This window comes from Aeromonas sp. s13, assembly GCF_040907905.1.
GTDB classification, from domain to species: Bacteria; Pseudomonadota; Gammaproteobacteria; order Enterobacterales; family Aeromonadaceae; genus Aeromonas; species Aeromonas veronii.
Map to the genome: position 1 here is coordinate 106,162 of NZ_JBFOCS010000068.1, position 15,115 is coordinate 121,276.

A 15,115-nucleotide genomic window follows, 5' to 3' on the forward strand; every position below is an offset into this window, starting at 1 on the left:
CTTAAAAATCACGACGGTCAGATAAAAAAACACCGCGCACGTGGCGCGGTGTTTGTTTCAGAGGGCCATTGCCAACGGCAAGCCGTCACGGATTGTAAGAGACCACCGAGCCACTGAGGCCGGTCATCTGGGAGATCCGCCCCTGCATCCCCTGCAGTTTGGCCTTGGAGACATCCGGTCCGATAAAGACCCGGTTGAGCTGACCCTGCACCGGTGTGCGCGGCGAGGTGTGGGCAGAGTAGCCCGCCGCCCGCAGCTTGCTCACCAGCGCGTTGACGCTGTCGACGTTCTTGAAGGCGCCAAGCTGGAGGATCCAGCTACCCTGTGCCGGTGCCGCAGCAGGCGCGGGTGTGGTCGGCTGGGTCATCTTGCTTTCAATCAGATCGTCGAGGGACTTGATCTGACCCGCCTGCGGCTTGGCCGGCGCGGGCGCCTTGGCCACTTCAACCGGTTTGGCTGGCGTCGGCTTGGGGGCTGGCTTGGGCGGTTCGACCGGCTTTTTGGCCACCACTTCCGGCTTGGGCTGTGGCTTGGGTTGAGCATTCTGTTGCGGCTGGACCGGCGCCGGTGCGGCAGGGGTTGTCGCCGGCTGCGCACCGTTGCCCTGACCGGCGAGGGTCATGGGGTCAGCCACCTCTTCCACTTGCCACTGCTGGGCCGCAGAGGCCTGTTGCTGGCTGGCCAGATGATCGGCGGGCAGGCTGCTGGCTGCCGAGACCTGCAGCGCAGGCTTGGCAGGCTCCAGCTCGGGGCGCAGCGGGATCTTGGCAAAGGCCTCCTCCTTTTGTGCCAGCTTGTGACCATCCAGCAAGTCCGGCAGGAAAATAACAACCAGGGCCACCAGGATGACGGTGCCCACCAGACGGTTTTGAAACTTCGAGGCCAAGTTGAATCCTACCTTTACGTAACTCAATATGCGATTTGGCTCCCCGCCCGAAGGCCAGGGAGCCGGGGTGTGGCCTAGACGGCGACACCCGCCAGAATGTCGGCGACAGTGTAAAACGAACCAAACACAATGACCATATCGTCCGGACTCGATGCGGCCAACGCTGCTTGATAAGCGGCGCTGACATCATCAAACTCCCTGGCAGGCCCTTTGCCCTCCCCCAACGCCGCAGCCAGTTGCGCAGCAGTGGCGGCGCGCGGGCCAGTGAGACTGGCCAGATACCACTCGCCGATCAGGCCATCGAGTTCGGCAAGGGATCCCGCCATGTCCTTGTCTTTGAGCATGCCGACCACGGCGCGGCGTACACCCGAGCAGGGCATCTTGCGCAATTGCGCGGCCAGATAGGCTGCCGAATGGGGGTTATGGGCCACATCGACGATCACCAGCGGCGCACTTTGCAGCTGCTGCATCCGGCCAGCCAGTCGGGCATTGGCCAGCCCGTCACGAATGGCGGACTCCGGCAGCGGCAAGCCGAGGGATTCCAGCGCCGCCAGCACGGTCACCGCGTTCATCAGCGGTAGCGCCGGTTTTGGCAGATCCCGCCACTGGTTTAGGCCGTGATAATCCCAACCGCTCTCGTGCTCATCGCCACGAAAATCGATACCGACCTGACGCAGGTTGGTGCCAAGACGCTGGGCTTCACTCGCGATAGTCGCAGGCGGATTGGGTTCGCCACTGATGGCGGGTTTACCGGCGCGATAGACCCCCGCCTTCTCCACCGCCACTGCTTCGCGGGTATCACCCAGCCAGTCGCAGTGATCGAGGGCAATGGAGGTGATCATCGCCACATCGGACTCCACCACATTGGTGGCGTCGAGCCGCCCGCCCAGCCCCACTTCCAGCAGCAGCACATCCGGTGCGGCGCGGCAGAAGAGCCACAAACCGGCCAGGGTGGCGAACTCGAAGAAGGTAAGGGCAATCTCGCCGCGGGCCGCTTCCACCTCGGCAAAGGCGGCGCAGTGATCGCTGTCGGGCAGCTCTTGCCCGTTGACCCGCACCCGCTCGGTAAAGCGCAGCAGATGGGGCGAGGAGTAGACGCCGACCTTATAGCCTGCGGCCATCAGAATGCTGGCCGCCATGGCACAGCTGGAGCCCTTGCCGTTGGTGCCCGCCACCGTGATCACCTTGAACGGCAGCTGGGTGAGACCCATGCGCCGGGCGACAGCACCGACCCGATCCAGCCCCATGTCGATATTGACCGGATGGAGCTGCTCCAAATAAGAAAGCCAGTCGACAAGCGACCGGCTTTGGGATTGTTGCATGTTTGAACTCATCTTCACTCTTCGATGACGTGAGTATTCAGCATTTTGGCGAGCAGGCTGGCCAGACGGTTACGCATTTCGCGGCGATCGATGATGATATCGATGGCACCCTTTTCCAGCAGGAACTCGGAGCGCTGGAAGCCTTCCGGCAGTTTCTCGCGCACGGTCTGCTCTATAACACGCGGGCCGGCAAAGCCGATCAGCGCCTTGGGCTCGCCCACGTTGATGTCGCCCAGCATCGCCAGACTGGCAGAGACGCCACCCATGGTTGGGTCGGTCAGCACGGAGATATAGGGCAGGCCCGCCTTGGTGAGTCTGTCCAGCGCCGCACTGGTCTTGGCCATCTGCATCAGGGAGAACAGCGCTTCCTGCATGCGAGCACCACCAGAGGCGGAGAAGCAGACCAGACCACGGCCTTCCTTGATGCACTCCTCGACGGCGCGCACGAAGCGGGCACCGACCACGGAGGCCATGGAGCCACCCATGAAGGAGAATTCGAACGAACAGGCGACAACCGGTACCCCTTTGAGGGTCCCTTTCATCACCACCAGCGCATCTTTCTCCGCCGTCTCTTTCTGAGCGGCAGACAAACGATCCTTGTAGCGCTTGGAATCCTTGAATTTCAGTACATCCTGCGGCTCCAGCTCGGCACCGATCTCGGTACGACCCTGCTCATCGAGGAAGCTCTCGAGACGGGCGCGGGCGCTGATGCGCATATGATGATCACACTTGGGGCACACTTCGAGGTTGCGCTCCAACTCTGCCCGGTAGAGCACCTGTTCACAAGCACTGCACTTGGTCCACACCCCTTCCGGAATGTTGTGACGACGGGGCGCAGTGATCTTGCTCTTGGGAAGAATCTTCTCAAGCCAGCTCATGGAATTCCTTAATGCTTTTGTGCCTGACAAAACGCATCGAGCCTAGATTGTTCAATGACTTAATAGCTCGATGGCAACAAATGACGGGTCATTAAACCACAATTTTTCGGGCGCAGTTACTAAAAACTGGTCGTACCCGGTGCCGAGTCGGGCAGCCACAGCGGGCCGAGCGGCAACTGCGGTAGAGCAAACTCGGCCGGGTAATCCACATCGACCAGATAGAGGCCACCGGCCTTGGCGGTCGGCCCGGCCAGATTGCGATCCCGGGCAGCCAGCACCTCGGCAATCCACTCCACCGGTTTGAGCCCCTGCCCCACCAGCAGCAGGGAGCCGGTGATGTTGCGCACCATATGGTGCAGGAAGGCGTTGGCCTTGATGTCGAGCACGATGTAGGGGCCGGAGCGGCTGACACAAAGATGGGTCACATTGCGCCACGGGGTGTTGGATTGGCAGGCGACGGCACGGAAGGTGCTGAAGTCGTGCTCCCCCAGCAGGCTCTGGCCCGCCTGGTGCATCAAATCCGCATCGATGGTCTCGTGGTAGTGGCTGACGCCACTGCCGAGGATCGCCGGCCGGTAGTTGTGGTTGTAGATGACATAGCGGTAGCGACGGGCGGTGGCGCTGAAGCGGGCGTGGAAGCTCTCGTCCACCTGCTTGACCCAGCGCACGGCGATATCCGGCGGCAGGTTGGAATTGAGCCCCAGGGTCCAGGCCCCTTCGGCACGGTTCGCCTCGGTATCGAAGTGGATCACCTGACCGGTCGCATGGACACCGGCATCGGTGCGTCCGGCACACTGGATGGAGACAGGGTGGTTGGCAATCCGGCTCAGCGCCGTCTCCAGTTCAGCCTGCACGCTGATCACTTCACGCTGACGCTGCCAGCCGAAATACCGGCTGCCGTCATATTCAATACCTAGGGCAATTCGCATGGATAAACTTGTCTTGTTGTGAAAACGCAGTGAAAGAAACGGGGCGGATTATACGCGCTCAGCCCGAAAAGTCCCACCACGCGCGCAATTGGCCTCTATTATGAGCCTGCGCGGCCATGACCCCCATCGCAAATCGCCAAAAGAAGAGGGCAGCCTGCTGGCTGCCCCCGTTTTGCTGATCCCGTGATGGGAGATGCTTTAGCCCAACCGCTTGAGCAACTTCTCGGCTTCGGCGCGCTGGTGATCGCTGCCCTGCTCCGCCGCCTCTTGCAGCAGCTCGCGGGCGCTATCCTTGTCGTCAATCTCGAGGTAGGCACGGGCCAGATCCAGCTTGGCACCCACACCGCCGTCGTCGGCATCCACGTCAAATCCGGTGGATTCCGGCAGTACCTCGGGGAAGCCATCGAGCCCCACATCCAGCGAGAAGCCCTGATACGGCTCCTGCTCCGGCGCAGTGGCATCCGCTTCGGCCAGCAGCTTGTCGATCTCGACGTAGCCACTCTCCTGTGCCTGCTCACGGGGCTGGAGATCTGCCGGATGTGATTCCACCTCGGCAAACGCATCTTCGAAATCGGAGAGCGCCAGCTCGTTGGGATCCCACTCCAGATCCAGCTCCGCTTCCTTCGCCTTGACAGGCTCAAGACCGAGCTCGGCCAGCATGGCATCCGCACTCTCGTCAGCGTCCTCTGCGGCACTGAGATCAATGGCGTTATCATCTTTGCCAGCAGCAGGCTCGTCGAGGGCACTGTCGAAATCGCCGAGATCGAAGCTCGCCAGATCGTCGTCAGCGGAGCCGACTTCGTCGATGGAGCTCAAATCGGGCTCGAGGTCGGCTGAGAGATCCGCATCCAGCTCGGCAAACAGGGCTGCCTGCAGCTCCTCTTCGCTCATGATCTCGTCAGCGGCCTTGGGCTTGGGGTTGAACTCGCTGGCCAGATCCATGGCGGGCTCGTTGGCCAGCGCAATGGGCTCATCCAGCGCGAGATCGAGATCCGGCACCAGATCCGGGTCACGACTGGCTGGCTGGGCCGCCATCCGCTCGGGCTCAAAGCCCTGCAGCTCCATCTCGCCCTCGTCGCTGAACACCAGATCGACATCCGGCTTGGCGGCCGGCTCGTCAGGCTCCATCGGCATAAAGCCATCCGGGGTGTTGAGATCCGGCACCGGGCGCACCGGCTCGTTGTCGGTCACATCGACGCTCAGCAGATCATCAAACTCGCTCTGCTCCTGATCCATCATCATGGCGGTGGATTCGGAGAGGCTCTTCTCCTGCTCTTCCAGTTCGCGGCGGGCCCGGGCACGCAGCCACAGGGTCACCAGCGCCAATACCAGCAGCACCGGCAGCAGAATGATCATGGCGAGGTTGAGCGGTGAGGAGAGCAGATCCATCAACCAGTTTTTCTCAGGCTCAGGCTCGGCTGCCACCGGCGGGACCGGTTGGGCCTTGAGCTCGGCAATCTCTTTTTGCAGCGCGGTCTGATCCTGCAGCTGGGCCTTGAGGGTCTCCACCTCTTCGGTCAGGGATTGCAGACGCAACTTGAGCCTGTGGTTCATCTCGGTCACCTGGCCGAGCTGGGCATTGGCATCTTCCAGTGCCAGCGCCATCTCGGTGGCCGGTTTGCCCACCGGTTTATCCAGATCGGAAGGCAGAGGCGCCGGTGTGGTGCCTTCTGCTGCGCTCGGAGCAGGTGCTACCGCCTCTTTCGGCGCAGGCTCGCTCACCTTGGCCACTTCTTTGGTTTCAGCCGCCGGTTGCGGTGCCACCACCGGGGCGGGAATGGGGGAGGCTTTCGCCACTGGCAGCGGCGCAGGCGCAGCCTTCACCGGCTCGGTCTTGGCGGCTTCAACCTTCACGGGTTTGGCGGCAGCGGGTTTGGCGGTATGGGCCTGCTTGTCAGCCAGATATTTGGGGCTTAACCCCTTCCAGCTGGCGTTGTCGCTGCGGAACTTGGCGCGGGCCTGTGCATCAGTGATGACGCTCGCCTCGGCCGCGGTCGGCAGCAGAATGCGGGAGCCCACCAGAATGTGGTTGATATTGCCATCGGCAAAACTGCGGGGGTTTTTCTCGTAAATCGCCACCATGGTCTGGTAGACGCTGACCCGATTGGAGGGGCGATATTTGCTCGCCAGGCTCCAGAGGGTATCGGTCGGACGAACGGGGCCATAGCTACCGGCATTGGCAGTGACCTGACGCACCACCGGCTGGGCGGTTGTACGCACCGGTTGCGCGACGGGTCTGGCGACCGGCTGCGCCAGCGGCTGGGAATTGACGGCGGGAGGTGCGGGTTCGTCAGGGCCTTTTAGCTCGACAAAAAAAGGCTCCCGCGCCGAGTCTTCAGCCTGGACGGTGCCCAGCAGACCCAATGCGAGTAGCGTTGCCAATGTTATGCGGGAATGTCCCATATTCGTTCCTTCGTATGACGGCCCTATCACATTGAAAAATCTGGATAGTTACCCCAAAACAGTCGGTTCAATATAAATCAGGCTCGCCTGGCAAGCCAGCAGTCCGACACATTTAGCACCCAACTTGACCCTGAGTGTAGGAAAAAACTTAATCAGTTGATATCGCAACAGAATCTTGAAGTGACGGAGTGCGGCATGGGTCACACCCCGGTTTGATCACAGGCCGGATGCGCAGCACTCCCTGCTGCGCATCTGTGGCATCTGACCAGCCTTACAGATAGTCGCGAACCAGCAACTCGGCAATCTGTACACTGTTGGTTGCCGCGCCCTTACGAACGTTATCGGCCACGATCCACATATTGATACCACTTGGATGAGAAATATCCTGGCGCACCCGACCCACCAGCACCTCATCCTTGCCGGTTGCGTCACGCACCGGGGTCGGATAGTCCCCTTCGTCATCAAACAGGGTTACGCCCGGCGCACTGCGCAGCAGGTCCTTGACCTGTTCGGCATCGAGCGGCTGGTGCAGTTCGACGTGTACCGCCTCGGCGTGGCCGTAGAAGACCGGCACCCGCACGCAGGTGGGGTTCACGGCAATGCTGGCATCGCCGAGGATCTTCTGGGTTTCCCATACCATCTTCATCTCTTCACGGGTGTAGCCGTTGTCGGTGAAGCTGTCGATCTGCGGGATCAGGTTAAAGGCGATCTGTTGCGGATAAAGGGTCGGTTCCACCGGACGGCCGTTGAGCAGATGAGCTGTCTGACCTGCCAGCTCGCTGACCCCCTCTTTGCCGGAGCCTGATACGGATTGATAGGTGGCCACGTTGATACGGGCAATGCCCACTTCGTCGTGCAGCGGCTTCAAAGCCACCAGCATCTGGATGGTGGAACAATTGGGGTTGGCGATGATGTTGCGATTGCGAAAATCGGCCAGCGCATCCGGGTTCACTTCCGGGATCACCAGCGGGATATCTTCGTCGTAACGGAAGCAGGAGGTGTTGTCGATGACGATGCAGCCGTGTTCGGCAGCAATCGGCGCCCACTTGGCAGAGACCTCGGCACCGGCGGAGAAGAGTGCGATCTGTACCTGGCTCCAGTCAAACTCCTCCACATCGAGGATCTCGAGGTTTTTGCCGCCAAAGCGCACGGTATCACCGGCGCTGCGGCTGGAAGCCAGCGGATAGAGGGTCGCTACCGGAAATTCGCGCTCTTCCAGGATCTCGATCATCGCCTGACCCACGGCGCCGCTGGCACCCAATACCGCTACGTTAAACTGCTGGCTCATTCTGTTCTCCTCTGATAATGCTGCAATGGCGCCGGGTGGCGCCATGGTCGGCAGGCTCCCGCACGGCGAGATGACGCTGCCTGATATGGCTGAGCCGGCGCAGTAGTATCTGCGCCAGCTCAGTAAAAAAGGGGGGCGAGGTAGCCAGTACGGCTCACCCCTGCCGGTTATCTTCCAACTCCTAGTCCCCGATTCAGGGGCGTGACAGCGCAAATCCCAGCTCGCCCAGCGCCTGGTCGGCAAACGCGCCCTCAACCTGCAGGGAGGATAGTTCACGGCGCTCGGGGTAGTGTTTGCGCTGCTCGTCAAAGCTGCTGGGCAGACCGAGTCGGGCACGGAAACGGGCATCATCGCGGCGCACGTCATAAACCAGATGCACCAGCTGCTTGATCAACGCCTGATCCGGCGCGCGGCCCGGCACCACTGCCTGCACATCGGGGGCGGGCAACAACCCACTCAAATCCTGACGAGGCTGGCGTCCCAGCTGCTGGCAGAGCGCCTGGTAGAGCATCCAGGTACCGCGCGCCTTCCCCTCCAGGCTGTAACCGGCGATATGGGGGGTAGCAATCTCGGTATGGGGCACCAACGCAGCCAGTGGCTCGGGCTCGTTCTCCCACACATCCATCACCAGTCGCAAAGGCGCATCGCCCAACTGGCGCGCCAGCAGGGCCCGGTTATCCCACACCTCGCCACGGGATGCGTTGATCAGGATCTGCCCGGCAGGGCGCGCGGCAATCTGTTCGGCATCGAGCAGATGGTAGGTGGCATCCAGCCCTTCACGGGTAATGGGCACATGGAAGCTGACGATATCGGCACCAAGAGCGGTCTGGTAATCGACAAAGCCCGCATCAGGATTATCCCGCGCCCTGGGCGGATCGCAGCGCAGTACCCGCATGCCGAGCGCTTGGGCCTTGCCAGCCACACACTCGCCAGTATTGCCCGCGCCAATCACCGCCAACGTCATGGCCGAGAGGTCGAGTTCGTAACGCTCCGCCAGCACCAGCAGGGCGGAGAGCACATAATCCCCCACCGAATACTTGTTGCAACCGGGGGCGCTGAAGAAGGGAATATTGCGGCTTGCCAGCAACGCCTTGTCCACATGGTCGGTGCCTATGGTAGCGGTGCCGACAAACCCGAGTTTGGGGCTGGTCGCCAGCAAATCGCCGTTGACGCGGGTGACCGAACGCACCAGCAGCACATCGGCATCCAGCAGATCGCGGGCCTGCATCTGCCGCCCGGGCAAGGGGATCACCTCGCCAAATTCGGCAAACAGCTCCACGGCATGGGGCATATTCTCATCAACGACTATCTTCATCGGGCTCTCTTTAGTCACAACCGCCACGGGGGCGCCATTCTAGCGCAAAGCCGCCCGAGATTTCAGCCTGTGATGCAATCCGGCACGAAACGGGACCACATTGCGCGGCAGCCGCTCCATCCGCCCGCTCAAACAGAGGATGTCGCCACAAATGTGTAAGCAGAGGTAACAAACGTGCTGCTCGGCTTTGTCCGGGCATATCACGGTGGCACAATGCCCCTCTTTTTTCGCGATCGCCCATACCCACCATGCCGCCACACGCTCCGCCGCTCCCAATGTCAACCGCCTCACTCACCCGCAGTCAGGTGCTTGGCTTCACAGCCCTGTTAATCCTGCCCCTGTTACTACTCGCCACATTGCCCTGGCAGCCTTTTCTGACCGGTTCACTGCAATCAGGCTGGCTATGGTGGTCATACGCCCTTACCCGCATGGTCGATATTCCCGGGATCGGGGTCAGTGGCGCCCTCTTGCTGCTGCTGACCCGCTACAAACTCAAACTGGAGCTGTCCCCCTTCATTGCACTGGGGTGTGCGCTGGCAGCCCTGCTCGCCAGCGACTGGGTGCTCAAGAGCCTGATCAAACACCTGACCGAAGAGCCCAGACCCTATCTGCTCTGGCTGGAGAGTCAGTCGCTGATCCCGGCCATCAAGCACTTCTACGCCACTAGCATCGATGTGCGCAGTGAACAGGTTCATGCCGCCAGCCAGTTGCTGGCCCTGCCTGAGTGGCTCGGCCACCACTGGCAGGCCGAGGTGAACTACGCCTTCCCCTCCGGCCACAGTATCGCCGCCATCAGCCTGGCCCAATTTTTCGGCCTTATCTGGCTGGCCCGCGCCCCCACGGGCGTCTGGCTGCTGCCGTTGTGGGCGCTGGGGGTTGGTCTGTCGCGCATGGTAATGGGAATGCATTGGCCGGTGGATGTGCTGGCCAGCGCCCTGTTGGGCACGCTCACGGCGCTGATTGCCGCCCGCTGGTGGCTGCACAGATATTGAATCCTGCGCCATCTTGGCGCGGCCGACTGCGTGGGATGGGGGGACAAGCCTGTGCTTTTTTGCCATAATGCCGCCTCATTTTATCCCGACCGAGATCCCATGACCGACGCAGTTCATACCCTCAAGGGCCGTTTCCGTGGTTTTTACCCCGTCGTCATTGATGTTGAAACAGCCGGGTTCAACGCCAAGACCGATGCCCTGCTCGAAATCGCGGCTTACACCCTGAAAATGGATGAGCAGGGCTGGCTCGTTCCCGATCAGGTATTCCACTTTCATGTCGAGCCCTTCGAAGGGGCCAACCTGGAAAAGGCCGCGCTGGAGTTCACCGGCATCGACCCCTACAACCCATTGCGTGGCGCTGTCTCGGAAAAAGAGGCGCTGACCGAGATCTTCAAGGGGATCCGCAAGGGGATGAAGGAGCAGGATTGCAGCCGCGCCATCATAGTGGCCCACAACGCCACCTTTGATCACGGCTTCGTGATGGCTGCCGCCGAGCGGGCTGGCCTCAAGCGCAATCCGTTCCATCCATTCGCCACCTTCGACACCGCTGCTCTCTCCGGGCTGGCGCTGGGCCAGACCGTGCTGGCCAAAGCGTGCCAGAGCGCCCGCATCCCGTTTGACAATAAAGAGGCGCACTCGGCCCTCTATGACACCGAACGCACCACAGAGCTGTTCTGTCATATCGTCAACCGCTGGAAGAGCATGGGGGGATGGCCGCCAGCGCATCCGGATGATGACACAACCGATGCCCCTGCCGACGATGAGGGACAAGAATAAACGGACGAAGGCTGCCACTGGCAGCCTTCGCTTTTTAGGGAAGTGATTGATTGCACGGCGCACCGGAAATCGCTATCAACGTCACTATCCACCGCAGCGCACGGGATGCACGGGGACAAACAGGTCACAACCCCTCATGTTGAGCAACCTTGTGCCACATGCTGCTGCGATATGAGGGGTTTGACTGATTTTTTACTCGACATTTGTCACATTTTTCGCAAACTAACTCCCCTTCACATGACAGACAGCAATAACAAACTATAAGGAAATCAAATGAATCCAGTTGTTATCGCAGTCGGGCTGATGCTGGTGCTCAGTCTGCTGCGGATCAATGTGGTGGTCTCGCTGGCGCTGGGGGCCATTGCTGGCGGCCTGGTCGGTGGGCTGTCGTTGACCGATACCCTCACCACCTTCAGCGGTGGCCTGGGCGGTGGCGCCGAGATCGCTCTCTCCTACGCCATGCTGGGCGCCTTTGCGGTTGCCATCTCCCGCTCCGGGATCACCGACCTGCTGGCCCGCAAGGTGATCAGCCAGTTGGGCAAGGATGCCAGCTCGACCCGTATCATGTGGGTCAAAACCCTGCTGCTCTCTTCCGTGCTGGCCGTGGCGATCTCGTCCCAAAACCTGATCCCGGTTCACATCGCCTTTATTCCCATCCTGATCCCGCCGCTGCTGCATGTGATGGCGCAGATGCAGATCGACCGTCGTCAGGTGGCCTGTGTCATCACCTTTGGCCTGACTGCTACCTATATGGTGCTGCCGGTCGGCTTTGGTGGCATCTTCCTGAATAACATTCTGGCCAAGAACCTGATCGATAACGGCGTGCCCATCACCACCAGCCAGATCCCGCTGGCGATGGCCATTCCGGTCGCCGGTATGGTACTGGGCCTGCTGATTGCGGTATTCATCAGCTATCGCAAACCGCGCCAGTACGATCTGGCCAAGATCCTGGATGCCGAGCCCGAAGCGGTCGAGCTCAACCTCACCCACATCTGGGTGGCCCTGCTGGCCATTGGCGTAGCGCTGGGGCTGCAACTGATGACCAACAGCATCGTACTGGGTGCACTGGCTGGTTTTGTCATCTTCACCTGCGGCGGCGTCATCAAGTTTCGCGAAAGCCAGGATGCCTTCACTCAGGGGGTGCGGATGATGTCGCTGATCGGCTTCATCATGATCTCCGCCGCCGGTTTTGCCGCCGTGATGAAGGCAACTCACGGGGTCGACTCTCTGGTTCAGGTGGTCGCCTCCGGCATCGGTCAGCACAAAGGCATCGCCGCCTTCCTGATGCTGCTGGTGGGTCTGCTCATCACCATGGGGATCGGCTCCTCCTTCTCCACCGTGCCCATCATCGCCACCATCTATGTGCCGCTCTGTCTGCAGCTTGGCTTCTCACCGATGGCGATCATCGCCCTGGTCGGTACCGCAGGCGCGCTGGGGGATGCGGGTTCACCCGCCTCCGACTCGACGCTGGGCCCCACCTCAGGCCTCAACGCCGATGGCCAGCACGACCATATCTGGGACAGCGTGGTGCCCACCTTCATTCACTACAACATCCCACTGGTAATCTTCGGCTGGATTGCCGCCATGGTGCTCTGATAGCCCCTCGGGCTGCGAACTCTGCACGTCACAATGCACAACAAGAAGGCGACCAGATGGTCGCCTTCTTGTTGTATTCGACTAGATAAACAACAGCACGTTAGCTTGTAGTGACGGTGAAAAGGTACCGCTCGCTAACCCAGCGCAACCTCCTGCATGATGCTCCGATTGATAAAGTAGCGATGGCAGAACAGCAGAAAGTCCTGCAGCGGCAAGGGCCTGGAGTAGAAATAGCCCTGAATTTCATCCACCCCTATGCTCAGCACCGCCTTCAGCTCATCGTTGTTCTCCACCCCTTCCGCCACCACCCGCACACCGAGTTGATGAGAGAGGCTGGTGATCGCCTCGACGAACAGGGCCTGACGGGTATCGTTGTCGATGGCAGTGATAAATGAGCGGTCGATCTTGAGCTTGTCGAAATAGAGTTCCCGCAAGTAGGAGAACGATGACAAGCCGGTACCGAAATCATCGAGGGCCACCCGCACTCCAATCTGACGTAGGGTGTCGATGATTTGTTTGCTCAGCTCGATATCATCCAGAGCAATAGTTTCGGTCAGTTCGACGATCAGCTGTTGCAGGCTTAGCGGCCCCTCCCTCATGTTCTCATCCAGCTGGGCTGCCAACTCCATAGTGAACATGGAACTCGAGAGGTTGACCGAGATCTCCAGCGGTTCAATCAAGTCGCTCGGGAAAATGGCGAGATCATGTTGCAAGCGCCGGAAGATCCATAACCCGAGCGCCTCCCCCAGCCCGTTATCTTCCGCCAGCGAAATGATATCGAGTGGCGGAATAAAACCGTACTCCGGGTGATTCCAGCGGATCAGTACCTCGGCTCCCAGTCGCACCGTGCCTTGACCACGGACAATCGGCTGATAGTAGAGGCTCAACTGCAAATTGCTGTGGTGCTGGATCAGCTCGCGCAACTCGGTCGACAAACGGCGGTTACGCAGATAGTGCTGATACATGCTGCTGGAGAAAACCACGTAACGATTCAGCCGCTTGCGCTTGGCACTGTCGAGGGCGATATCGGCAAACAGCAGCATCTCCTCCGGCGTGTGTACCGGTCGCACGTACTGGCTGACCCCCATAAAGACCCGCACCCGGTGGGCGGGATCAGTCGCCAAGGCGAGCCCGGCAAGTTCGTTACGCAGCTGCTCCAGAAATGGAAAGCGCAAATAGGTGGGCATAACGCCGGAAATAATGATGGCAAACTCATCGCTACCGGTGCGGGCGGCAAAGATACCGTCAACCGATACGGCGCGGATCCGCTCGGCCAGTTGCGTCAGCAATGCATCCCCCACCTCGTAGCCCAGGCTGTCATTTACCTCCCTGAAATGGCCAAGATCCACCAGACAGACGGTCACGCTACTGCGCCCCCCTTTATGTCCCGTCAGCTGCTTGAGGTGTTTGATCAAGGAGGCCCGGTTCGGCAAGCGGGTTAGCGCATCATTCCACGCAAGAAAGTGCTGGTGGCGCACTTCGCGAAACAGCATCAGCAGCATCACCACGGTCGCCAACATCAAGAAAGCCAGAATGAAGAAGTTCTGGATACGCGACGAGTTGAGTACCTCCCGCTGGGCAATAGCGGATGGACCGGTGAAATTTTTCACCATCACATCGCGGATGGCAGCCAGATCCCGAGCCAACTCCTCGGCGAAACGAGCAAGTTCTTTCGAATCTCGATCTCCACTGACCACGGCCTGCTCATACTTCTCGAACAGGGCCATGATCTTCCCTACCGCTTGTTCAGCACCAAAGCGAGCTCGGACCTGCTTTGCCTCTTCACCGTGCAGGAAGACATCGAGGCGGTTCCAGGCAATATCAAAACGCTTGTTCATCTCTTTCTGACTGGTCGAACCGGTGCGATAGAGAGAGAGCGCCTCATCAAAGCCACGGATTTCCAGCTCCAGCTGCGCCAACGCCCAGGCGGAGAGTTGGGTATAGCGGGTCACAGCATTAAAAGCACGGTCATAGTTCCAGACCGACCAGATGGCGACCCCCAAAAAGGCAGTCACCATCAGGATCAAGCTCAGAAACTTGCCGCGCAGCATCTTATTTGCTCTCAATCGCCGTCAGTTGCCACACCATCCGGCTGTGATAGAGCTCCTTGTTCAGCTCCGGGTGATCAGAGAGGGGATAGATGATCCAGAGCGGCCCCTTGTTGCGCAGGGTCAACACCTTGCCATCCTGCTTCTCGGCCAGCAGTACCGCATATTTATCTCCATCTTCCAGCGGCACAGCTGCCCAGTAGTCATTGATGGCGACCGCCTTGACCTCCCCACTCTTGAGACCATACATCTTGACCAGATCTCGCAGCAGCACACCACGATAGGTGTGATCCCCCTCGGTCCAAGGGGTCTCGGTCTTGACCTCTGTCTGAGGTAAGGCCTCAAACTCGGCCCGGGTCAACACGACCTCCCCTTTACCATTGCAACAGCCATTTCCCTTGATCTTGAGGAAAGGATCATCAGCCAACACCATGCCAGAAACGAGACAGCCGGATAACAGCAGCATCCTGCCAAGCCATCCACCCATGATAGACCTCCGTATCGTACTGTTTGTTTTATTGGTTTCACTCTGCTCACCCACATGACAACGGTAGAGTCACAATGCAAAACAATGTTGCGGCAACCAGCTCACCACAACAGGCAACCAGCATCAGGCTGTACCCGAATGCCACCAAAAGCATGGCATCCAGGCTCCGAATGTCACAACTGCATCAGAAAATA

General features: G+C 60.1%; 12 protein-coding genes. 3 read left to right on the forward strand and 9 right to left on the reverse strand.

What is annotated here, in order from left to right:
- Nucleotides 1-85: 85 nt before the first annotated feature.
- The 7 genes from dedD to AB5Y82_RS13935 all read right to left on the reverse strand — a co-directional run bounded on the left by dedD (nucleotide 86) and on the right by AB5Y82_RS13935 (nucleotide 9,021).
- Nucleotides 86-886: a cell division protein DedD gene (gene dedD, locus AB5Y82_RS13905; protein ID WP_005352757.1), complete on the reverse strand. Its 801-nt coding sequence runs from the start codon at nucleotides 884-886 to the stop codon at nucleotides 86-88.
- Between the two features lie 74 nt (nucleotides 887-960).
- Nucleotides 961-2,220 carry a bifunctional tetrahydrofolate synthase/dihydrofolate synthase gene (gene folC / locus AB5Y82_RS13910; protein WP_162632545.1) on the reverse strand — a complete coding sequence of 420 codons (1,260 nt, stop codon included), beginning with the start codon at nucleotides 2,218-2,220 and terminating at the stop codon, nucleotides 961-963.
- Between the two features lie 2 nt (nucleotides 2,221-2,222).
- Entirely contained in the window at nucleotides 2,223-3,086 is an 864-nt protein-coding gene (gene accD, locus AB5Y82_RS13915; RefSeq protein ID WP_005333765.1) for an acetyl-CoA carboxylase, carboxyltransferase subunit beta, read from the reverse strand.
- A gap of 119 nt (nucleotides 3,087-3,205) precedes the next feature.
- Nucleotides 3,206-4,015, reverse strand: coding sequence for a tRNA pseudouridine(38-40) synthase TruA (gene truA, locus AB5Y82_RS13920; protein ID WP_159143568.1), 810 nt, complete (start codon nucleotides 4,013-4,015; stop codon nucleotides 3,206-3,208).
- Between the two features lie 198 nt (nucleotides 4,016-4,213).
- Nucleotides 4,214-6,418: a FimV/HubP family polar landmark protein gene (locus tag AB5Y82_RS13925; protein ID WP_368174127.1), complete on the reverse strand. Its 2,205-nt coding sequence runs from the start codon at nucleotides 6,416-6,418 to the stop codon at nucleotides 4,214-4,216.
- A gap of 271 nt (nucleotides 6,419-6,689) precedes the next feature.
- Entirely contained in the window at nucleotides 6,690-7,706 is a 1,017-nt protein-coding gene (locus AB5Y82_RS13930) for an aspartate-semialdehyde dehydrogenase (protein ID WP_040066449.1), read from the reverse strand.
- Nucleotides 7,707-7,899: 193 nt separating this feature from the next.
- On the reverse strand, nucleotides 7,900-9,021 hold the full coding sequence (locus AB5Y82_RS13935) for a 4-phosphoerythronate dehydrogenase (RefSeq protein ID WP_159143566.1): 1,122 nt from the start codon (nucleotides 9,019-9,021) through the stop codon (nucleotides 7,900-7,902).
- 248 nt (nucleotides 9,022-9,269) lie between these two features.
- Between AB5Y82_RS13935 and AB5Y82_RS13940 the strand changes: the two genes are divergently transcribed.
- The 3 genes from AB5Y82_RS13940 (at nucleotide 9,270) to AB5Y82_RS13950 (ending at nucleotide 12,386) form a co-directional block, all read left to right on the forward strand.
- The gene (locus tag AB5Y82_RS13940) at nucleotides 9,270-10,013 is read left to right on the forward strand and encodes a phosphatase PAP2 family protein (RefSeq protein WP_159143565.1); all 744 of its coding nucleotides are present in this window, start codon (nucleotides 9,270-9,272) and stop codon (nucleotides 10,011-10,013) included.
- Between the two features lie 99 nt (nucleotides 10,014-10,112).
- The gene (rnt, locus tag AB5Y82_RS13945) at nucleotides 10,113-10,790 is read left to right on the forward strand and encodes a ribonuclease T (RefSeq protein WP_076491791.1); all 678 of its coding nucleotides are present in this window, start codon (nucleotides 10,113-10,115) and stop codon (nucleotides 10,788-10,790) included.
- Between the two features lie 273 nt (nucleotides 10,791-11,063).
- The gene (locus AB5Y82_RS13950; RefSeq protein WP_005344933.1) at nucleotides 11,064-12,386 is read left to right on the forward strand and encodes a Na+/H+ antiporter family protein; all 1,323 of its coding nucleotides are present in this window, start codon (nucleotides 11,064-11,066) and stop codon (nucleotides 12,384-12,386) included.
- Nucleotides 12,387-12,520: 134 nt separating this feature from the next.
- Here the strand turns inward: AB5Y82_RS13950 and AB5Y82_RS13955 are convergent, their stop codons facing one another.
- The gene (locus AB5Y82_RS13955; RefSeq protein WP_368174128.1) at nucleotides 12,521-14,437 is read right to left on the reverse strand and encodes a putative bifunctional diguanylate cyclase/phosphodiesterase; all 1,917 of its coding nucleotides are present in this window, start codon (nucleotides 14,435-14,437) and stop codon (nucleotides 12,521-12,523) included.
- 1 nt (nucleotide 14,438) lies between these two features.
- Nucleotides 14,439-14,921 carry a molybdopterin-binding oxidoreductase gene (locus AB5Y82_RS13960; RefSeq protein ID WP_159143562.1) on the reverse strand — a complete coding sequence of 161 codons (483 nt, stop codon included), beginning with the start codon at nucleotides 14,919-14,921 and terminating at the stop codon, nucleotides 14,439-14,441.
- Nucleotides 14,922-15,115: the final 194 nt, after the last annotated feature.